We start from the raw sequence: 21016 nt of genomic DNA on the forward strand, positions 1-21016 counted from the left end.
TGGCGTCTTTCAAGCAACGATTGACGAGTTTAGAAGATGCGCTTTCGGCCTCGCGCACCGGTACCCTTCAGATGCTCGACGGCCCTGATGGGCGATGACTGTCAAAGGAGACCGATACAGATGAATGCTCCTGGTGCGCACGGTACTGGCAAGCCCCCGCTTCGCGTGGTGGTGGCAGAGGACGAATCCCTGATCCGACTCGACCTCGTGGAGATGCTCCGGGAGGAGGGCTACGACGTGGTCGGTGAAGCGGCCGACGGTCAGCAGGCGGTGGAGCTGGCCGTCGAACTGCGTCCCGATCTGGTCATCATGGACGTCAAGATGCCGCGTCGGGACGGAATCGATGCGGCCTCGGAGATCGCCGAGAAGCGCATCGCGCCCGTGGTCATTCTCACCGCGTTCAGTCAGCGCGAACTGGTGGAGAAGGCGCGTGATGCCGGGGCCATGGCCTACCTCGTCAAGCCGTTCACCAAAGCCGATCTGATGCCCGCGGTGGAGCTGGCGGCCAGTCGCTTCGGCGAGATTTCCGCCCTCGAATCCGAGATCGCCGATCTGCAGGATCGGCTGGAGACACGCAAGCTGATCGAGAAGGCCAAGGGGATCCTGATGACCTCGCAGTCGCTCACAGAACCACAGGCGTTCAAGTGGATTCAACGCGCCGCGATGGACCGCAGGACCACGATGAAAGCCGTCGCCGAAGTAGTGATCGAGACACTCGGTACTCCTGCGAACAAGCCTGCGGCAGAGGGATGATCGGCCCGCGAAAGCTACGGACACGTAAAACTTCGACTCCCTAGGTCACAGTCAGGTCACGAGCCTCGTTCTAGGCCTTGCGAATCAGCTCCGAGCATTAGCGTCTGACCCACACGTGAGCCACATGTAACTCAGGTGCGCTTCATCGACGAGCAATTTCAAGGAGAACCTAGATGGCAATTCGGACCTATGTCCGCACGGCTGCGGTGCTGAGCGTCACCTCGCTCGCACTGTTCGGCTGTTCGTCGAGCGACGACTCGGGCTCGACCGACTCCACCAGTGCCAGCGGCGGCACTGCAGCCGCGGAAACGACCGTCTCCACCGACTGCACGCCCGAGCAGGCCACTGCCGGGGCAACCCCCGACACGGCACCGCTGGTGGTGGGAACCCTCCTCCCCGAGACCGGAACCCTGGCTTTCCTCGGCCCGCCCGAAGTTGCCGGCGTGCAGTTGGCCATCAACGACGTCAACGAAGCCGGTGGCGTCCTCGAGCAGCCCGTCACGCTCATCCCCGGTGACTCGGGTGACACGACGACCGATACCGCCAACACCACGGTGGACCGTTTGCTCGCCGGCGGCTCCGACGTCATCGTCGGTGCAGCGTCGTCCTCGGTCTCGCTCAAGGTCATCGACAAGATCGCCAGCGCAGGCGTCGTGCAGTTCTCGCCGGCGAACACGTCCGATCAGTTCGTCTGCTACCCGGACAAGGGCCAGTACTTCCGTACCGCACCCACCGACGTGCTGCAGGCACAGGCCTTGTCCCAGCTGATCGCCCAGGACGGCGCGCAGCGCGTGTCCATCCTCGCGCTCAATGACCCGTACGGCACGGGCCTGGCCGCGAACACCGCGGACAACCTCGAAGAGGCGGGCATCGCGGCGGACCAGATCCAGACCACGATCTACGACCCGAACGCACAGTCGTTCAACGCCGAGGTCGACGGCGTGAAGAACTTCAACCCGGACGCCGTGGCCATCATCGGCTTCGAGGAGTCCGCGAAGATCATCACCCGTATGCACGAGATCGGCATCGGACCGTCCGACGGCACGCTGGTCTACGGCGTCGACGGCAACATGGGTAACGCCCTCGGTGAGTCGGTTGCACCGGGTCTGCTGGACACGATGCGCGGCACCACCCCGTTGACCGATGTCGGTACCGGATTCCAGGACCGTCTCAAGGTCGTCGATCCGGCCCTGGTGGACTTCAACTACGCGGGCGAGTCCTACGACGCAGTGATCATCTCGGCGCTCGCTGCCGAGCAGGCCAAGTCGACGGCAGGCACCGACATCGCTGCCAACATCAACAGCGTCACCAAGGACGGCACCAAGTGCACCAGCTACGCCGAGTGCCTTCCGCTCGTCAAGGCCGGAACCGATATCGACTACGACGGAATCACCGGCGCGCTGAACTTCAGTGACGCAGGAGAGCCCGCCACCGGTTCCTACGGCAACCTGGTCTTCGGACCGGACAACACCCTGACGACGGAAGATTACATCGTCGTCGGTGAGTGATCTGTAACTGTCACACAGCCTCTGGGCCCGAGTCCTCGATCAGGATTCGGGCCCAGCGGTTTTCGTACGCGTCGCACGTTCGACGGCAGCGAAAAGGCCCCGGTTCGATGTCGATCGAACCGGGGCCTTCGTCGTTGCCGAGCAGCTACTTCTTCTCTTTGCTTCCTGCCAGTGTGCCGAGATACAGCTCGATCACCTTCGGGTCGTTCATCAATGCCGGACCGGTGTCGGTGTAGGCGTTGCGGCCCTGATCGAGAACATAGCCACGGTCGCAGATCTGGAGGCAGCGACGGGCGTTTTGCTCGACCATGATGATCGACACGCCCGCAGCGTTGATCTTCTTGCAGCGGATGAACACCTCGTCCTGGAACATCGGTGACAATCCGGCCGACGGTTCGTCGAGCAGAAGTACCGACGGCTCCATCATCAGTGCGCGTCCCATGGCGACCATCTGTCGCTCGCCGCCGGACAGCGCGCCAGCCTTGACCTTCTTGCGCTCACCGAGCAGCGGGAACAGCTCGCTGACGAACTCGAAACGCTCGCCGAACTTCTTGGGACGCAGATAGATTCCCATTTCGAGGTTCTCTTCGATGGTGAGCGACGGGAACACATTCTGCGTCTGCGGGACGTAGCCGACTCCCTTGGTGACCAATACGTGCGCCTCTGCGGAGGTGATGTTGTCACCTCGCAGTTTGACGCTGCCCTCACGGACGGCGACCAACCCGAACAGGGTCTTGAGGAGGGTCGACTTTCCGGCACCGTTGGGCCCGATGATGCCGACGATCTCCCCGTCGTTGAGGAAGAAGTTGCATTCGCTGAGGATGTTGACACCGGGGATGTACCCGGCCACCAACCCGTCGGCGCGCAGCAGTGCACCTTCGGCGAGTCGCGCGTGCTCCTCGGGTGTTGCGGCGAATTCCGCAGGCGTCAATGTCTGTTCGCTCATCAGTTGTCCTCCTTGGCCCGGTGTGAGCCGCCCTCGGCGACGTCGGGCGTCACTGGGCTGACGAACTCCGGTTCCGAAAGATCGCCTCCCGCTTCGAGTTCCTCTTTCTCGGCCTGCTTCAGTGCCTCGGCCAGTTCGGCGGTGGCTCCGACCGGATTGCCGTCGGCGTCGAATTCCAGAGCCTGATCGTGATGGCTACCGAGATACGCATCGACGACGGCTCCGTTGTTGGAGAGCTCCTCCGGGGTCGACTCGGCAATGATGCTGCCCTGCGCCATCACCACCACCCAGTCACTGATGTCGCGGATGACGTCCATGTCGTGCTCGACGAACACCACCGTCATACCGTCGTCGCGAAGCGACTTGATGTGCCCCAGAAGTGACTGCGTCAGAGCCGGATTGACCCCGGCCATCGGCTCGTCGAGCATGACCACCGACGGATCGGTCATCAGCGCTCGCGCCATCTCCAGCAGCTTGCGCTGGCCGCCGGACAACGAGCCGGCCAGGTCGTCGGCCTTGGCGTCGAGCTTGAAGCGGCCCAGTAGCTCGTAGGCACGTTCGGTGATCTGACGTTCCTGGGCCTTCCACGTCCACGGCATGAACGTGTTGATCATGCGTTCACCGCGCTGACCGGTTGCGCCAAGCCGGACATTGTCCAGCACGGTCAGTTTCGACAGCGCCTTGGTCAACTGGAACGTGCGCACCACACCTTTGCGTGCCACCTGGTGCGGATGCATCCGACCCAGTTCCTGACCGTCCATAGACCACGTGCCGGTGTCGGGGCGATCGAATCCCGTGAGCAGGTTGAACAGTGTGGTCTTGCCTGCGCCGTTGGGCCCGATGAGTCCGGTGATGCAGCCACGCTGGATTTCCAGATGCGCCACGTCGACGGCTTTCAGGCCACCGAAGGTACGCGAAACGCCGTCGACCACCATGGTGGCGTCTGGTTTCGGTGCGCCGGGTTCGTTGGGAACACCGGCGAACAGGGCGGCGCGTTGATCGCTCGACAACGCCTGGGCAGCGCGTGATTCGAGGGTGCTGGCTTTCTTGCTCGGTGCGGCCGTTGCAGCAGCATCCTTGCTCGGGTCAGGCATTGAGTTGAACCTCTCGCTTGTTGCCGAGAATGCCCTGAGGTCTGAACACCATCAAGACGGCGATCAGGATTCCCAGGAGCACGAATCGCGTGGCACCGACCTGGGCACCGGTGAGGTTGAGCACCGGGTCGTCGCCGGAGATCAATTGCCGCAGAATCGCATCGGGAATGGACAGCAGGAACCAGAAGAGCATCGCGCCGAGGACGGGGCCGAACACCGTGGCGGCACCACCGAGAATCAGCGCGCCGAAGGCGAAGAACGTCTGCGCCGTCGAGTAGAAGTCGGGGTTGATGGACTGGGTCTGCAGTGCGTTGAACACACCGCCCATGCCGCCGATCACGCCACCGAGAACCAACGCCTGCATCTTGTAGACGAAGACGTTCTTGCCCAGTGACCGGGCAGCGTCCTCGTCTTCACGAACGGCCTTGAGGACGCGTCCCCACGGGCTGTGCGTCAGGAGATAGATCACTCCGCACAACAACAGGACCAGTGTCCAGCCGACGAGCATGGCCCACAGGTCGTTGCCCAGGAAGCGCACGCCGAGGAAGCTGTACGACTTGCCGCCCTCGAACGGACTCATGCTGGTGAACGGGCCGGCGAAGCCGGTGATGCCGTTGGTCGACTTTGTCACCGAATCCGTTGCGGTCGAACGGAACACCAGTCGCAGAATTTCCGAGGCGGCGATGGTGACGATGGCCAGATAGTCGGCTCGCAGTCGCAGGGTCGGAATGCCGAGTACCAGGGCGAGGAGCCCGGCCGCGGCGAGTCCCACCAGAATGCCGAGCCAGAGCGGCTGTTCGTAGGTGATCGTGGTGATGCCGACGCCGTAACCGCCGAGCAGTGCGAAGCCGATCTGGCCGAAGTTGAGCAGTCCGGCATAGCCGAAGTGCAGGTTCAGGCCGATGGCGAGCAGAGCGTAGAAGATGGCGGACGGGCCGACCAGCTGAGCGAGTGAGATCTGAAGTGCGCCGATGATATCCATGTGAAGGTCACCCGATCCTTTGTCGCGAGCCGAGAATGCCCTGTGGACGGACGACGAGGATGAGAATCAAGACGAGCAACCCTCCGATGTATTTGAGATCGGGATTGATGACCAGCGTCGACCACTGCACGAGCAGACCGACGATGACGCAACCGAGGAATGCGCCGTAGGCCGTTCCCAGGCCACCGAGTGTGATGCCGGCGAACATGAGCAACAGGAGTTTGAAGCCCATCTCCCACTGGACGCGACCGCCGAGTTCGGAGAGCCCGAACAACACGCCGCCGAGGGCAGCCAGGCCGCCGCCGAGGCACCAGACGAAGGTGACCACGCGCTCGACGTTGATGCCGGAGGACGCGGCGAGGTCCCGGTTGTCGGCCACCGCACGCATGGCCTTGCCGATCTTGGTGCGCTGCAGCATCAGTGCGACGCCGACGAGGACGACGATGCTGATGACGATGCAGGCGAGGTTGACGTTGGTGATCGACAGCGGACCCCAGTCGTTCTCGGTCTGAGCCTGGTAGTCGTCGAAGGGTTCGGAGCGGTCCGAGAAGAAAATCAGGATGAGGTAGCGCAGTGCGATCGCGAGGCCGATCGTCACCACGAGCTGTGCGATGAGGCCGGTTCGTCGCTTGCGCAACGGCCGCCATATCAGGGCATTGTTGAGCCAGCCGATCGCGACTCCGACGACAATCGCCAGCAGCGTGGCCGGGATCAGTTGTATCCCGACACTGACGTTGAAGAACCACGCCGCGACGGCACCGAGCGTGACCATTTCTCCGTGCGCGAAGTTCGTCAGACCGGTGGTGCCGAAGATCAGGCTCAGTCCGACCGCGGCTAGCGCGATGACGAGGCCGAATCGAAAGCCGTCGACCGTGGTGCGGATGAACTTCTCGTAGAACGGAATGCTGGTGGCGGTTCTGGCCTCACCGAACGAGAAGATGACGGTGTTGGAACGCCCGGCCTCCACATCGCGCTGGACCTCGCCCTGGACGCTGACGCCGTCGGGGAGCGTTTCCTGAACTACCTGGAATGTGTATGTGCCGGGAGACAATTCGAGGGTCCAGCGGCCGCCGGTTTCACTGGTGGTGCGGGCGACTTCGGCACCGGACGCGTCCAGTGCCGCGACGTCGACGCCGATGAGTCGTTCGCCACCGTTGTTCAGGGATCCGGCGACGCTGACGGCGTCCGCCGGCGGTGCCTGTTCGGCGCTGGTCCCCGGTGCTGTCGGGGGAGTGGGGGTAGGTTCCTGGGCCAATGCCGGCGCACTGAACAGCAGCGCGGCAATGGAACTCAGAACGGCGAGTAGGAGTGTTCGCTGGAAGAGCCGAACGGCAGATCTTGCGCGCAACCTCGGCGGTTGCACCTTTCTGGTCCATCGAACATTTGGAGCCACGCACGTCCTCCGGACGGTTGTCGTTGTGCCACGGGTATGTGGGTTTCCTGCAATTGTCGGACTCTATCCGCTGAAACGACGCAAAATCGGCGACTGAGATTTCCGGAAAGTATCGGTTGTGTTTCGCGGTGCGCGACGGCCGCCGTGAGTGCGATCGCGTCGTGGCTCGTGCATCCGGCTACGAGTTGTCGGACCGGCTCCCTAGACTGGTCAACCGTGAGCCCAGTAACGGAGAAAAGTGCAGCGCCCGCAGCCGAGACCGATGCGAAAGCGGGCGGGGAGCGGCCCACGTTGCTGCTCATCGACGGCCACTCGATGGCGTTCCGGGCCTTCTTCGCGTTGCCCGCGGACAACTTCAAGACCACCAGCGGTCAGTCCACCAACGCCGTGTACGGGTTCACCTCGATGTTGATCAATCTGTTGCGGGACGAAAAACCGACGCACATCGCGGCCGCGTTCGACGTCTCGCGGCAGACCTTCCGCGCCGAGCGGTTCCCCGAGTACAAGGCCAACCGCAGCAAGACGCCGGACGAGTTCGCCGGCCAGGTCGACATCACCAAGGACGTACTCGGTGCCATGGGTATCCCGGTGATGGCTGAGGCGGGCTTCGAGGCGGACGACATCATCGCCACTCTGGTGACCCAGGCAGAAGCGCTCGGGTACCGCGTCCTCGTGGTCACCGGTGACCGGGATGCGCTGCAGCTGGTCACCGACAACGTCACGGTGCTGTATCCGCGTAAGGGCGTCTCGGACCTGACTCGGTTCACCCCCGACGAGGTCGCCACCAAGTACGGATTGACGCCGTCGCAGTATCCGGATTTCGCGGCCCTGCGCGGCGACCCGAGCGACAATCTTCCCGGCATTCCTGGGGTCGGCGAGAAGACGGCGACCAAGTGGATCATCGAATACGGCTCCCTCACAGCTCTCGTGGACAATGTGGACAAGGTCAAGGGCAAGGTGGGGGAAGCGCTACGCGCCAACCTGTCGAGTGTGGTGCTCAACCGGGAGCTGACCGAGATGGTGCGCGACGTGCCGTTGCCCTTTACTCCCGATCAGCTCGAACTTGCTCCGTGGGATCGCGAGAAGATTCACGCCTTGTTCGACGATCTGGAGTTCCGCATTCTGCGGGACCGGTTGTTCGAGACTCTCGCGTCGGTCGAACCCGAGGCGGAGGAAGGTTTCGATGTCCGCGGCGGCATCGTCGCGCCGGGCGAACTCGCCGCATGGTTGGCAGAACACGCATCCGACGGCCGACGCAGCGGGCTGTCGATCCTCGGCCCGCGCCGGCCTTTCGACAGCGACGCGACCTCGGTGGCGATCGCTGCGGCCGACGGTGAGGGGGCGTTCGTCACGACGACCGCTCTGGACGAATCCGACGAGCAGGCACTCGCCGCCTGGCTCGCCGATCCTGCGCAACCCAAGGCGCTGCACGAGGCCAAGTGGGCTCTGCACGCCGTGCGCGGGCGGGGCTGGACCCTCGGTGGGTTGACCACCGACACCGCCCTGGCGGCGTACCTGGTTCGGCCCGGCCAGCGATCGTTCAATCTCGACGACCTGTCGTTGCGCTACCTCAAACGCGAACTCCGGGTGGAGGATACGGGTGAAGGTCAGATGTCGTTGCTCGATGCCGAGGACACCGCCGATGCGGCGTTCGCAGAGGGCGAGATCCTCAAGGCGCGGGCCGTCATCGACCTGGCCGATGCGCTGGACTCCGAGCTCGCCGCCATCGAGTCGACCACCCTGCTCTCCGAGATGGAGCTGCCTCTGCTGACAGTGTTGGCCGATGTCGAGGCAACGGGTATCGCCGTGAACGGTGATCACCTCCGCGCACTGCAGTCCGGATTCGCGGCACAGGTCGACGAGGCCGCGAACGCCGCCTACGGCGTGATCGACAAGCAGATCAACCTCGGGTCACCGAAGCAGCTGCAGGTGGTGCTGTTCGAGGAACTCGACATGCCCAAGACGAAGAAGACCAAGACCGGGTACACCACCGATGCCGATGCGCTGCAAGGGTTGTTCGAGAAGACCGAGCACCCGTTCCTGAAATTCCTGCTCGATCACCGCGACGCGACGCGGATGAAGGTCACTGTCGACGGCCTGCTGAAATCCGTTGCCGACGACGGACGCATTCACACCACGTTCAATCAGACGGTCGCGGCCACCGGACGGCTGTCGTCCACCGAGCCGAACCTGCAGAACATTCCGGTGCGCAACGAGGCGGGACGTCACATCCGTGACGGCTTCGTCGTCGGGGCCGGGTACGACACCCTGCTCACCGCCGACTACAGCCAGATCGAAATGCGCATCATGGCGCACGTCTCCGGCGACGAAGGGCTGATCGAGGCGTTCAACACCGGCGAGGACCTGCACAGTTTCGTCGGTGCCCGGGCGTTCGGCGTGCCGATCGAGGAGGTCACCCCCGAATTGCGTCGTCGGGTCAAGGCGATGTCGTACGGATTGGCCTACGGACTGAGCGCATTCGGTCTCGCCGCACAGCTCAAGATCTCCACCGACGAGGCGAAACAGCAGATGGAGGCGTACTTCGCGCGGTTCGGTGGCGTTCGTGACTACCTGCGCAACGCCGTCGAGGAAGCGCGCAAGGTGGGGTACACCTCGACGCTGTACGGCAGGCGTCGCTACTTGCCCGATCTCAACAGTGACAATCGTCAGCGCCGCGAGGTCGCCGAGCGGGCCGCACTCAACGCCCCGATCCAGGGCACCGCCGCAGACATCATCAAGGTCGCGATGATCGACGTGCACCGATCGCTGGCGGAGTCGACGCTGAAGTCGCGAATGCTGTTGCAGGTGCACGACGAACTGGTACTCGAGGTCGTCGAATCCGAGCGTGAGGAAGTCGAGGCGCTGGTACGCGACAAGATGTCCTCGGCCATCGAACTGTCGGTGCCGCTGGAAGTCTCGGTCGGCACCGGCCGCAGCTGGGACGCCGCTGCGCACTGACTCGAGGCGGCGCAGGAAAGAACGACGAAGGGCCGCTCACCGAATTCGGTGAGCGGCCCTTCGTACGTGTACGGCGACCAGAAACTACTCGGCCTCGGGAGCCTGCTCGGCGATCTGCTGGCGAACGACGTCCATGTCGAGTGCCTTGATCTGACCGACGAGGTCCTCGAGCGCCGGTGCAGGCAGTGCGCCTGGCTGTGCGTACACGAGAATGCCTTCGCGGAACGCCATGATCGTCGGAATCGACTGGATCTGCGCTGCGGCTGCCAGGCCCTGCTCGGCCTCGGTGTCCACCTTGGCGTGCACGACGTCGGGGTGTGCGTCGGACGACTTCTCGAAGGTGGGAGCGAACTGGCGGCACGGTCCGCACCAGGACGCCCAGAAATCGACCAACACCACGTCGTTGCTCGTCACGATCTCGTCGAAATTCTGCTGGGTCAAAGTCTGAGTGGCCACGCGGTCCCTTTCGTTTGATTGCGCTTCTGGTGTGTCTCAACGCGGGTACTCGCCGGAATCATCCCGGCTGCGTCGAAGCGCCGTGTGTCAGGCGGGCAAGGGTGCGGCGCGGAACGTCCGGCGGTACGAGTTCGGGGTGGTGCACCGCAACCGCACGAAGTGCTGCCGCAGAGCGGCGGCATTTCCGAAGCCGACCACTTCGGCGATCGAATCCATCGGCAGATCCGAGTTCTCCAGCAGCTGCTGCGCTGCCAGTACTCGTTGGTCGTTGAGCCAGCGTGCGGGTGTCGTTCCGGTCTCGGCGGCGAACTTGCGAGCGAATGTGCGCGCCGACATGTTCACTCGCGCGGCCAGTCGGCCGATGGTCAGTTCGGAGTCCAGATTCTGGGTCATCCAGTCCAGCAGCGGTGCCAATGTCTCGGTGTGCGTGGCGGGCAGGGGACTGGTGACGAATTGAGCCTGTCCGCCGTCACGATGAGGCGGAACCACCATCCTGCGGGCGATCCCGTTCGCCACGACGCTGCCCTGGTACTTGCGCACGATGTGCAGGCACAGGTCGATACCGGCTGCCGTGCCTGCGCTAGTCAGCACGTTTCCGTCGTCGACGTAGAGGACGTTCGGATCGACCTGCGCGAGTGGGTATTTCGCGGCCAGCACAGCGGAATGCCGCCAATGTGTCGTACAGGGGCGGCCGTCGAGCAGCCCGGCCTTGCCCAGAACGAAGGCACCGTTGCACAGGCTGGCGACCATGGCACCCCGGTCGACGGCTGCGCGAAGTTTGGCCAGTAGTGGCTCGATCGACGAGTCGTATCCGACCCCGCAGACGTAGGTGCCGTCTTCGGCGGCTTCGGTGCCACCGGCCGGAATGATGATCAGATCGGCGCTGTCGAGACTGTCGAGATCGTGTGGCACGTCGATGGCGTACCCGAAACGGGTGCGGATCGGTTGGGGGACACCTGCGATCAAGGAGAAGTCGTAGGTGGGTAGGCCCTCGTCCGAGCGATCGAATCCGAACACCTCGCAGGCGACGCCCAGCTCGAACTGTTCGGTCAACGGCATCAGCGCGACGACCACTCGTTTCAGCATGCACAGAAGTATGGCAGAAATTCGTCGAAGTGTGGCGTTACTGCCACTCGTGCACTGTCTTCGCAGGTTGGAAGCTAACGGAATGACAATTGTATTGGTGGTTGTGCTGATGTTCCTGGCCCTCGACGCCGTCGTGCTCGCTGGCTTCGCTCCCGATACTCATGCGGAGGTGACTCAATTCGGTGATTTCCGGTTCTAGGGTGCCGGCGGTCAGCCGATTCGCCACTCGCGTTTGCCCTCGCCGTCCCATCGGCGCAGCGCAACCGCAGATCCGACCAGATCGTCGACGTCGGCCGAGAGCAGGCGCACCGCTGCTCCTGCCTCCTCGGGCGTCAATCGCCGGGCCAGCGTCACGTGGGGTGTCCATCGGCCGGGTTCGAGGTGCTCCAGCGAACGATCGACCACGGCCTCGAACAGCCGGGCGTGCAGATCGAGCAACTCGCTCGACGGAACGACCAGTCGCGCCAACGTGATCGTTCGACCACCGAACACGACGAGCCCGCCGAGACGCACATCGAACGGATCGAAGCGGACAGCATCACCGTCGTCCACCGCGGCCGGCATCGACGACGCCACCGCGACGGTGACGTGCGGACGGTTCGATTCACCGCGGTGCCGGTTCTGACTCGGGAGGCCTGCTTCGGACAGTGCCGACCACTCGCGGCGAACCGCTGCGTCGAGGCCGGAGTCGAGGAGAAGTTCTGCGGACTGCACCATGGAGGCCATGATGTCGCAGACGGACGGTCGGAACGCAACGGCGCTACGGATCGGGGCCATGACCGGCGACGGGATCGGCCACGAGATCGTGCCGGCCACGATTCGGGTGGTCGACGCGGCCCTCGTGGCCGCCGATGGACCGGCAGTCGACTGGGTGCACCTGCCGCTCGGGCTCGGTGCCATCGACGAGCACGGGACGCCCATGCCCGATTCCACGCTCGCGACGCTGGGCGAGCTCGAAAGCTGGATTCTCGGACCGCACGACAGCGCGTCCTATCCGGACCCCTTCCGGTCACAGCTGACTCCGGGCGGACGGATTCGCAAGGAGTTCGACCTGTTCGCCAACATCCGGCCCGCGAGGGCGCTACCGGGTGTGCGGTCCGTGTCCCCGCGGATGGATCTGGTGGTCGTGCGGGAGAACACCGAGGGGTTCTACGCCGATCGCAACATGTTCGTCGGCAGCGGAGAGTTCATGCCCACCCCCGATGTCGCACTGGCGGTCGGAGTGTTCACGCGCGCGGCCTGCGAACGCATTGCCCGCGAGGCCTTCTCTCTGGCGGAGCGACGCAGCCGCAAGCTCACGATCGTGCACAAGACCAACGTGCTGGCCATGACCACGGGGCTGTTTCGCGATGCGTGCCGCGCAGTGGGCGAACAATTTCCGCACGTCGAGGTCGCCGAGGAACACGTCGACGCGCTCGCGGCGCACCTGGTTCGACGGGGCGAGGATTACGACGTCATCGTGGCCGAGAACATGTTCGGCGACATTCTGTCGGATCTGACGGGCGAGCTGTCCGGGTCGCTCGGCACCGCGCCGTCGCTCAATTCCTCGGAAACTCAGGCCATGGCGCAGGCCTCCCACGGTTCGGCTCCGGACATCGCGGGCAAGAACCGTGCCAACCCGACTGCCCTCTTCCTGTCCGCCGCGATGCTGCTCGAGTGGCTCGCCCCGCGGCATCGGGACGAGCGGCTCGCCGCAGCCGCACGCCGCATCCGACATGCCGTCGAGGCCACGGTCGAATCCGGGGTAGCGACCGCGGACCTCGGCGGACAGGCGTCGACCAGTGCCTTCACCGAAGCCGTCGAAGCCCGGGTGCACCGGCGCTGATCGAGGCGCTCTCGGTCAGTTCGGTTTGCGGCTGCTGAAGATCGCGGTGCCCGGGAAGAGCTGGCCGCGCAGTGGGCTCCACTGACCCCACTCGCGGTCGAGCCACTCCGGCCAGTCCGGCTCGACGATGTCGCGAACCTCCAGCCCTGCGGCGACCAGCTCGCGCACGCGGTCACCGATCGTGCGGTGATGCTCCACGTAGTTGGGGGTCCCGTCGGCGTCGTACTCGACGTACGGGGTTCGGTCGAAATACGGAATCGTCGCGGTCAAACCGCCCACCCCGGGATCGTCGGGGAAGATCCAGCGCATCGGATGATTGACCGCGAACACCCAGATCCCGCCCGGCCGCAGTACCCGCGCGACTTCCTTCATCACATTGGCGGAGTCCGCGACGAACGGCACCGCACCGAAGGCCGAGCAGACGATGTCGAATCGCTCGTCGGCGAACGGCAAGGACTCCGCACTGGCCTGTACCAGAGGAACCGTCGATCCGCCGGTGGTCATGGCGTCGACGCCGCGCTGCAGCATGGCCATCGAGATGTCGAGACCGATCGCGCGCGCTCCCTGAGACCCGAGCCAGCGTGCGCACGGTGCACTGCCGCAGCCCACCTCAAGGACGTCCTTGTCCGCGACGTCGCCCAGCAGATGCACGTCACCCTCGTGCAGCCCCTCCGGGCACCAGACGAACTCTCCGGATTCGGTCGCCACTCCCAGAAACGCGCCATGGGTCCGGTGGTAGTTCTCGGCGTCGGAATCCCACCAGAGGCGACTCGCACGGTCGCTCGCGACCGAGTCGATTCGGCCGCGGCCGGGCGTGGACGCTGTGGAAAGATCGGTCACCCGCCGACTCTAACCGGGTTTGTGCTGGTACTGCGGCATCGCGTACCCTGTTCAACGCGAGTGTGTTCATGCTGCGCTCGAGTCGGGTTCGCCCGTCGTCGACGCATGCGGACCCGGCAACGGATCGCCGAAGACGCTCGTGCTGCACACGTTTCACCTGGTCCGACCGAACATCCATCAACCGATACCCAACCCGTCCGGAGCAACTCAACACATGCCCTCAACCACAACCTCACCGCAGGTAGCCGTCAACGATATCGGCTCCGCAGAGGATTTTCTCGCCGCCATCGACGCCACGATCAAGTACTTCAACGATGGTGACATCGTCGAGGGCACCATCGTCAAGGTCGATCGTGACGAGGTTCTACTCGACATCGGTTACAAGACCGAAGGCGTCATCCCTTCCCGCGAGCTCTCCATCAAGCACGATGTCGACCCCAACGAGGTCGTCTCCGTGGGAGATGAGATCGAAGCACTCGTCCTCACCAAGGAGGACAAGGAAGGCCGTCTGATCCTGTCCAAGAAGCGAGCTCAGTACGAGCGCGCTTGGGGCACGATCGAGGAGCTCAAGGAGAAGGACGAGGCCGTCAAGGGCACCGTCATCGAGGTCGTCAAGGGTGGACTCATCCTCGACATCGGTCTTCGTGGCTTCCTTCCCGCCTCGCTCGTCGAGATGCGTCGCGTTCGCGACCTCCAGCCGTACGTCGGCAAGGAGATCGAGGCCAAGATCATCGAGCTCGACAAGAACCGCAACAACGTGGTCCTGTCGCGCCGCGCATGGCTCGAGCAGACCCAGTCCGAGGTCCGCAGCGAGTTCCTGCACCAGCTCCAGAAGGGCCAGGTCCGCAAGGGCGTCGTGTCCTCCATCGTCAACTTCGGTGCCTTCGTGGACCTGGGTGGCGTCGACGGCCTGGTGCACGTCTCCGAGCTGTCCTGGAAGCACATCGATCACCCCTCCGAGGTTGTCGAGGTCGGCACCGAGGTCACCGTCGAGGTTCTCGACGTCGACCTGGACCGTGAGCGTGTTTCCCTCTCGCTCAAGGCAACTCAGGAAGATCCGTGGCGCCAGTTCGCTCGCACCCACGCGATCGGCCAGATCGTGCCCGGCAAGGTCACCAAGCTGGTTCCCTTCGGTGCATTCGTGCGCGTCGAAGAGGGCATCGAGGGCCTCGTGCACATCTCCGAGCTGGCCGAGCGCCACGTGGAGGTTCCGGACCAGGTCGTGGGTGTCGGCGACGACGCACTCGTCAAGGTCATCGACATCGATCTCGAGCGTCGCCGGATTTCGTTGAGCCTCAAGCAGGCCAACGAGGACTACGCAGAAGAGTTCGATCCGTCCAAGTACGGCATGGCCGACTCGTACGACGAGGGTGGCAACTACATCTTCCCCGAGGGCTTCGACTCCGAGACCAACGAATGGCTCGAAGGCTACGAGAAGCAGCGTGAAGAGTGGGAAGGTCGCTACGCCGAGGCAGAGCGTCGCCACAAGATGCACACCGCTCAGATGGAGAAGACGGCCAAGGACGAAGCTGCCGAAGCCGCCAACACCAACTACTCCTCCGAGTCGGGTCAGGCCCCCGCCGATGCAGAAGGCGACGCTCCCGCAGCGTCGGCTCCGGCCTCGACCGGTGGATCGCTGGCCAGCGATGCGCAGCTCGCTGCACTTCGCGAGAAGCTGTCGGGCAACGCCTGATAGAAGTGGTCCACCCGTGAGGGTGTGACACCGAGCCCCGGTTCTCCCTGTGAGAACCGGGGCTTTCTCGTTCGAATCAGGTGAGCAGAGTGCTTGCGGACATGACAATGGACCCGGTTCGGATGAACCGGGCCCATGTATGAGGGGGAGTGCGAACTACGCGGCGGTGGCTGGACTCCACTGGCCGACGGTCGCCGTGCGCTTGCGCATGGTGGCGAAGCTGTGGCGGGCGGGGGTCAGAAGGTTGGTGAACCAGTTACGCCGATGGTCGGCCAACGCCGAGGCTACTTCAGGAATGAGAATGCAATGAACGCCTGCATCCATGCCAAGGCGGTGCCGACCCGGTTGGATCTGATTGCTTCGCATGGGTGTCCTTTTCAATAGCAGTGGGTCGGCACATCGAGGTCGCGCTCGTCGAAGATAACCGACCGACTCCCCAAACCGGTGCATTTGAGGCTGGTGTGCTTCGGCGTGTTCGAGTGTCAGACTGGGTGCATGCTGAGATTGGGACTGACCGGTGGAATAGGTGCCGGAAAATCGACCGTTGCCAAGGTGCTGACCGAACTCGGGGGAGTGCTCGTCGACTCCGATGTACTTGCCCGTGAAGTCGTGGAGCCGGGAACACCTGGGCTGCAACGACTGACGGATACCTTCGGAGCCGACATTCTCGCACCCGACGGCTCGCTCGACCGGCCGGCATTGGCGGCCAAGGCATTCGGCGACGAGGAATCCCGCAAGAAACTCAACGCCATCGTTCATCCGTTGGTCGGCGAACGCACCGCCGAGATCATCGACGGAGCAGCGCCGGATGCGGTAGTGGTGCAGGACATTCCGCTTCTCGTCGAAGGATCGATGGGGCCGTTCTTTCACCTCGTGGTCATCGTGTGGGTCGACGCCGAGGAACGGGTACGTCGTCTCACGGGACAGCGAGGCATGCCCGAGGCCGACGCTCGCGCGCGGATCGCAGCGCAGGCAACCGATGATGCGCGCCGAGCCGCGGCAGACGTGTGGATCGACAACACCGGCGCGCCGGGCAGCGTCGACGACGAAGTCCGAGCGTTGTGGAACGACCGTCTGATTCCCTTCGAGCGCAACATCAGGGAGGGGATCATCGCGCGTGTTCATCCGGAACAGGTGACAGCCGACCCCACGTGGGAATTGCAGGCGCGACGCATCATCTCGCGCCTGGCCCTTGCCTGCGCCGACAAGGCAGTCCGAATCGACCACATCGGCTCCACCGCAGTGCCCGGCCTCGACGCTAAGGATGTCATCGACATTCAGATCACGGTTCGCAGCCTCGACGACGCCGATTCGGTAGCCGAGCAGTTGCGCGCGTCAGGCTTCCCTCGGCGGGAGGCGAGCAACTTCGATCACCCGAAGCCTGCATATGGAATCGGCGGCGAAGCCGATCCGGCCTTGTGGTCCAAGCGTTTTCACGGCAGTGCGGATCCAGGCCGGCCGGCGAACGTACACATCCGGGTGGACGGCTGGCCCAATCAGACGTTCGCACTGTTGTTTCGTGACTGGTTGCGGGCGGACGACAGCATCACCACCGAGTATTCCGGCATCAAGCGACGCGCCTCCGAGGCAGCTGCCGGAATCACGGACTTTCGATCGGCGATCGAGGCCTACGAGAACGCGAAAGCCCCATGGTTCGACGTGGCATACCGTCGGGCATGGCAGTGGGCGGAGGAGACGAACTGGACTGCGTGAACCGAGGGCGGTGAATCAGGACGGTTTGCCGTTCCACTCGGTCGGCATGCCGACGGAAGCGAGCCACGCGTTCAGGTCGTAGTCGTGGCGCGTCAGTCCTTCGATGGCCGTGATCGATCTGGTCAGCGCGAGTTCGGCTGTGGCGGTGTCGAGGTGTTGCGCCACCCGTGCGTCGAACAACTCGTCGACGTCCAGCAGGTCGTAATCGCGGCCGGTACGGACGCTGAGGTCGAGATAGTGGTCGACGGAAGTCCATCGGGTGGTGCCTGCGGTGTACTCGCCGATGTCGACGTAGTAGTCCTGATCGCGGGCGTGCGCCGGCAGGTAGTGGAACACCGAGGCCCGGAGCCCGAGAGCGGGCAGCAACCACGACTCCAGATAGTCGAAATGGGCGTGATCCGACGGGCGCGCCATGTACAGCCCCCACGGCTCGACGCGGTATTCGTCGACGACACGGACGAACCCCTTGGGATCCACGTTCGTCTTGGCGACGAGGTCGAACGTCTCGTGCTTGGGGGCATGAACGACGGTGTGCGCACCGGCTGACGTGTGAGCGACCATGACTGTAGAAGCTACCGGGAACCGACCTTCGGAGTCTGCCCGACGGAACTTGTCGGTGGTCGCGTCTAGGCTTGTGAAATGGCGTTTGCATCCGAACATCCCGTTGTCGCGCACTCCGAACACCGACCGGTGGGCGCAATCGAGCGCACCGGTCCGGCATTCGAGGTCGTCAGCGAACACACGCCGGCCGGTGATCAGCCGACCGCCATCGCCGAGCTCGAACGGCGGATCAAGGCAGACGAGAAAGACGTCGTACTGCTCGGTGCCACCGGTACCGGCAAATCGGCCACCACTGCCTGGCTCATCGAGAAGCTGCAGCGCCCCACTCTGGTGATGGCACCGAACAAGACGTTGGCGGCGCAGTTGGCGAACGAGCTGCGAGACATGTTGCCCAACAACGCAGTCGAGTACTTCGTCTCGTACTACGACTACTACCAGCCCGAGGCGTACATCGCCCAGACCGATACCTACATCGAGAAGGACTCGTCCATCAACGACGATGTCGAGCGTCTGCGGCACTCGGCGACGGCATCTCTGCTCTCGCGACGTGACGTGGTCGTGGTGGCGTCGGTGTCCTGCATCTACGGTCTCGGTACCCCGCAGTCGTACGTCGATCGGTCGATCGAGCTCGAGGTCAACGTCGAAGTGCAGCGTGACGCACTGCTCAGGCTGCTGGTGGACGTGCAGTACACCCGCAACGACATGGCCTTCACCCGCGGATCGTTCCGGGTTCGCGGTGACACCGTCGAGATCATTCCGTCCTACGAGGAACTGGCGATTCGCATCGAGTTCTTCGGCGACGAGATCGAGGCGCTGTACTACCTCCATCCGCTCACCGGCGACATCGTTCGGCAGGTGGATTCGGTGCGCATCTTCCCGGCCACGCACTACGTTGCCGGTCCGGAGCGCATGGAACGAGCCGTCAAGGACATCGAAGCCGAACTCGAAGGTCGGCTCTCCGAGCTGGAGGGCAAAGGCAAGCTGCTAGAGGCGCAGCGGCTACGGATGCGGACGCAATACGACCTGGAAATGATCAAGCAGGTCGGGTTCTGCTCGGGTATCGAGAACTACTCGCGGCATATCGACGGCCGCGGTGCAGGTACTGCGCCCGCCACGTTGATCGACTACTTTCCCGAGGACTTTCTGCTCGTCATCGACGAGTCTCATGTGACGGTGCCGCAGATCGGGGCCATGTACGAGGGCGACATGTCGCGTAAGCGCAACCTCGTCGACTTCGGCTTTCGTCTGCCGTCCGCGACCGACAACCGACCGTTGACGTGGGAGGAATTCACCCAGCGAATCGGTCAGACGGTCTACCTCTCGGCAACACCGGGAAAGTACGAGCTGGGCCAGACCGGGGGTGAGTTCGTCGAGCAGGTGATCCGTCCGACCGGGCTCGTCGATCCCCAGGTCGTCATCAAACCGACCAAGGGCCAGATCGACGACCTGGTCCATCAGATCCGAGAACGCGCGGAGAAGGACGAGCGTGTGCTGGTAACCACGCTGACGAAGAAGATGTCGGAGGATCTGACCGACTATCTGCTCGAACTGGGTATTCGTGTCCGCTACCTGCACTCCGACATCGACACGCTGCGCCGCGTCGAACTGCTTCGGCAACTTCGGCTGGGGGAGTACGACGTGCTGGTGGGCATCAACCTGCTCCGTGAGGGTCTCGACCTGCCCGAGGTCTCGTTGGTGGCGATTCTCGACGCCGACAAGGAAGGCTTCCTCCGTAGCGGTACCAGCCTCATCCAGACCATCGGCCGTGCCGCGCGAAACGTGTCCGGCGAGGTGCACATGTACGCCGACAAGATGACCGACTCCATGACCTATGCGATCGAGGAAACCGAGCGTCGGCGTGAGAAGCAGATCGCGTACAACAAGGAGAGAGGCGTCGATCCTCAGCCGCTGCGCAAGAAGATCGCCGACATCCTCGACCAGGTGTACCAGGAAGCCGAGGACACCGAGTCCGTCGTCGAGATCGGTGGGTCCGGTCGAAACGCGAGCCGTGGGCGGCGAGCGCAAGGCGAGGCGGGCAGATCCGTCAGCACCGGGGTGTACGAGGGGCAGGACGTGTCGTCGATGCCGCGCGCCGAGCTGGCCGATCTGATCAAGAACATGACCGACCAGATGATGAACGCGGCACGCGAGTTGAAGTTCGAGCTCGCGGGCCGACTGCGCGACGAGATCCAGGATCTGAAGAAGGAACTGCGCGGAATGGACGCGGCCGGCCTCAAATAGGGCAGGCTGGAGGCGCGCGAGTGAAGCCTGCGGAATGAGCCGGAGACGCGAGTGGAGCCTGCGGAATGAGCCGAAATGGTTCGGATACGGTTCAACGATGGACGCAACCACCGCCGGCCGCACCTCTCGCGCTCTCGAACTGATTCACTCGATGACCTATTTCCTTCCGGAGACGCAGGACGCTCTGGTCGCGGCTGGGTTGCCGCCGCGGGCCTGCTATTTCGCGGGCCGGGCGGCACCTCTGGGGCGGGTCGGCGCAGGTGTCGTCACAGCCACGTTCTACAACTTCAACCGGGAATTGGTGGCGCCGCTCGTCCCCGCCGCCTGGGACATCGCCTCGCCCGACGAGATCATGGCCATCCGATACGCCACTCTCGATGTCGCCTTCGGTCGACTGCTCGGCCCCGACGTTCTGACGTCCGCGGATATGGCCGAGGCCGCAGACCTGGCGTCGATCGCGGCCCGTGGAATTCCCGGTGACGACGGTAGACCGCTGTACGCCGCGTATGCCGAGCTCGACTGGCCCACAGCTCCGCACCTCGTGCTGTGGCACGCCCTGACGCTGATTCGCGAGTACCGGGGCGACGGTCACATTGCGGCGCTGCAAACGGCGGGCTTGAACGGTCTCGAGGCCCTCATCACCCATACTGCCACCGGCTACGGCTTCGAGAAGGAGTTCGCGCGCAAGCGTCGTGGATGGTCGACGGAGCAATGGGACGCAGCGGTCGGATCTCTGGCCGACCGCGAGCTGCTCTCGTCCGACGAAGCGTTGACTCGAGACGGCAAGGATCTGCGCACGTTGGTGGAGGACATCACCAACGACCTTGCCGTTGCGCCGTGGGCCGCCCTCGGCGAGGACGGTGCCGCTCGGCTGGTCTCGCTCGCGACGCCGTGGCGCGAAACGATCGTCGGCCAGGGCACCATTCCCGAGGGCGTCTTCGGACCAGCGATCAAAAAGAAGTAGTCC

18 protein-coding genes are annotated in these 21016 nt (G+C 64.0%); 8 read left to right on the forward strand and 10 right to left on the reverse strand.

The window, feature by feature from the left end; translation table 11 throughout:
- Positions 1 to 120 precede the first annotated feature (120 nt).
- Together MTX34_RS16130 and MTX34_RS16135 are read left to right on the forward strand one after the other, a co-directional pair.
- Positions 121 to 753, forward strand: a complete 633-nt coding sequence (locus MTX34_RS16130; protein ID WP_243610016.1) for an ANTAR domain-containing response regulator — start codon at positions 121 to 123, stop codon at positions 751 to 753.
- Positions 754 to 926: 173 nt separating this feature from the next.
- Positions 927 to 2261 carry an ABC transporter substrate-binding protein gene (locus MTX34_RS16135; protein WP_037192660.1) on the forward strand — a complete coding sequence of 445 codons (1335 nt, stop codon included), beginning with the start codon at positions 927 to 929 and terminating at the stop codon, positions 2259 to 2261.
- 145 nt (positions 2262 to 2406) lie between these two features.
- Here the strand turns inward: MTX34_RS16135 and MTX34_RS16140 are convergent, their stop codons facing one another.
- The 4 genes from MTX34_RS16140 to MTX34_RS16155 are packed head-to-tail and all read right to left on the reverse strand — an operon-like array spanning position 2407 to position 6631.
- The gene (locus tag MTX34_RS16140; RefSeq protein ID WP_032394315.1) at positions 2407 to 3207 is read right to left on the reverse strand and encodes an ABC transporter ATP-binding protein; all 801 of its coding nucleotides are present in this window, start codon (positions 3205 to 3207) and stop codon (positions 2407 to 2409) included.
- On the reverse strand, positions 3207 to 4301 hold the full coding sequence (locus MTX34_RS16145) for an ABC transporter ATP-binding protein (protein ID WP_230594646.1): 1095 nt from the start codon (positions 4299 to 4301) through the stop codon (positions 3207 to 3209). The genes MTX34_RS16140 and MTX34_RS16145 overlap by 1 nt, the downstream gene beginning before the upstream one ends.
- Positions 4294 to 5283 carry a branched-chain amino acid ABC transporter permease gene (locus tag MTX34_RS16150; RefSeq protein WP_032404006.1) on the reverse strand — a complete coding sequence of 330 codons (990 nt, stop codon included), beginning with the start codon at positions 5281 to 5283 and terminating at the stop codon, positions 4294 to 4296. Before MTX34_RS16150 ends, MTX34_RS16145 begins: the two co-directional genes overlap by 8 nt.
- 7 nt (positions 5284 to 5290) lie before the next feature.
- Positions 5291 to 6631: a branched-chain amino acid ABC transporter permease gene (locus MTX34_RS16155; protein ID WP_243610017.1), complete on the reverse strand. Its 1341-nt coding sequence runs from the start codon at positions 6629 to 6631 to the stop codon at positions 5291 to 5293.
- A 261-nt stretch (positions 6632 to 6892) separates the two neighbouring features.
- Between MTX34_RS16155 and polA the strand changes: the two genes are divergently transcribed.
- The gene (gene polA / locus MTX34_RS16160) at positions 6893 to 9634 is read left to right on the forward strand and encodes a DNA polymerase I (protein WP_243594922.1); all 2742 of its coding nucleotides are present in this window, start codon (positions 6893 to 6895) and stop codon (positions 9632 to 9634) included.
- 84 nt (positions 9635 to 9718) lie between these two features.
- Here polA and trxA read toward each other — a convergent pair whose 3' ends face one another.
- The 3 genes from trxA to MTX34_RS16175 all read right to left on the reverse strand — a co-directional run bounded on the left by trxA (position 9719) and on the right by MTX34_RS16175 (position 11893).
- Positions 9719 to 10090, reverse strand: coding sequence for a thioredoxin (gene trxA, locus MTX34_RS16165; protein ID WP_243594921.1), 372 nt, complete (start codon positions 10088 to 10090; stop codon positions 9719 to 9721).
- An 87-nt stretch (positions 10091 to 10177) separates the two neighbouring features.
- Positions 10178 to 11176, reverse strand: coding sequence for a helix-turn-helix domain-containing protein (locus tag MTX34_RS16170; protein ID WP_243610018.1), 999 nt, complete (start codon positions 11174 to 11176; stop codon positions 10178 to 10180).
- 210 nt (positions 11177 to 11386) lie between these two features.
- Positions 11387 to 11893 (reverse strand): 2'-5' RNA ligase family protein, encoded by a 507-nt coding sequence (locus MTX34_RS16175; protein ID WP_243610019.1) that lies wholly within the window; start codon positions 11891 to 11893, stop codon positions 11387 to 11389.
- A 10-nt stretch (positions 11894 to 11903) separates the two neighbouring features.
- Here MTX34_RS16175 and MTX34_RS16180 point away from each other — a divergent pair, with 10 nt between their 5' ends.
- Positions 11904 to 13001 carry an isocitrate/isopropylmalate dehydrogenase family protein gene (locus tag MTX34_RS16180; RefSeq protein ID WP_243610054.1) on the forward strand — a complete coding sequence of 366 codons (1098 nt, stop codon included), beginning with the start codon at positions 11904 to 11906 and terminating at the stop codon, positions 12999 to 13001.
- Between the two features lie 15 nt (positions 13002 to 13016).
- On the opposite strand, the gene MTX34_RS16185 is transcribed toward MTX34_RS16180, so the two are convergent.
- Positions 13017 to 13841 carry a class I SAM-dependent methyltransferase gene (locus MTX34_RS16185; RefSeq protein WP_243594918.1) on the reverse strand — a complete coding sequence of 275 codons (825 nt, stop codon included), beginning with the start codon at positions 13839 to 13841 and terminating at the stop codon, positions 13017 to 13019.
- A gap of 214 nt (positions 13842 to 14055) precedes the next feature.
- Between MTX34_RS16185 and rpsA the strand changes: the two genes are divergently transcribed.
- A complete protein-coding gene (gene rpsA / locus MTX34_RS16190; RefSeq protein ID WP_027497255.1) occupies positions 14056 to 15534 on the forward strand; it encodes a 30S ribosomal protein S1 in 1479 nt (492 codons plus the stop codon).
- A 156-nt stretch (positions 15535 to 15690) separates the two neighbouring features.
- On the opposite strand, the gene MTX34_RS16195 is transcribed toward rpsA, so the two are convergent.
- Positions 15691 to 15900: a hypothetical protein gene (locus tag MTX34_RS16195; RefSeq protein ID WP_243594917.1), complete on the reverse strand. Its 210-nt coding sequence runs from the start codon at positions 15898 to 15900 to the stop codon at positions 15691 to 15693.
- A gap of 129 nt (positions 15901 to 16029) precedes the next feature.
- Here MTX34_RS16195 and coaE point away from each other — a divergent pair, with 129 nt between their 5' ends.
- Positions 16030 to 17247, forward strand: a complete 1218-nt coding sequence (gene coaE, locus MTX34_RS16200) for a dephospho-CoA kinase (RefSeq protein ID WP_243594916.1) — start codon at positions 16030 to 16032, stop codon at positions 17245 to 17247.
- A 15-nt stretch (positions 17248 to 17262) separates the two neighbouring features.
- Here the strand turns inward: coaE and MTX34_RS16205 are convergent, their stop codons facing one another.
- Positions 17263 to 17808, reverse strand: a complete 546-nt coding sequence (locus MTX34_RS16205; protein WP_243610020.1) for a DUF402 domain-containing protein — start codon at positions 17806 to 17808, stop codon at positions 17263 to 17265.
- A gap of 78 nt (positions 17809 to 17886) precedes the next feature.
- On the opposite strand from MTX34_RS16205, the gene uvrB reads away from it, so the two are divergent.
- Together uvrB and MTX34_RS16215 are read left to right on the forward strand one after the other, a co-directional pair.
- Positions 17887 to 20049 (forward strand): excinuclease ABC subunit UvrB, encoded by a 2163-nt coding sequence (gene uvrB / locus MTX34_RS16210; protein ID WP_243610021.1) that lies wholly within the window; start codon positions 17887 to 17889, stop codon positions 20047 to 20049.
- A 97-nt stretch (positions 20050 to 20146) separates the two neighbouring features.
- Complete coding sequence (locus tag MTX34_RS16215; RefSeq protein WP_243610022.1) at positions 20147 to 21013, forward strand: hypothetical protein; 867 nt, start codon at positions 20147 to 20149, stop codon at positions 21011 to 21013.
- The last annotated feature ends 3 nt before the right edge of the window (positions 21014 to 21016 follow it).

The organism is Rhodococcus sp. ARC_M5, assembly GCF_022810405.1.
In the GTDB taxonomy this organism is placed as follows: domain Bacteria; phylum Actinomycetota; class Actinomycetes; order Mycobacteriales; family Mycobacteriaceae; genus Rhodococcoides; species Rhodococcoides navarretei.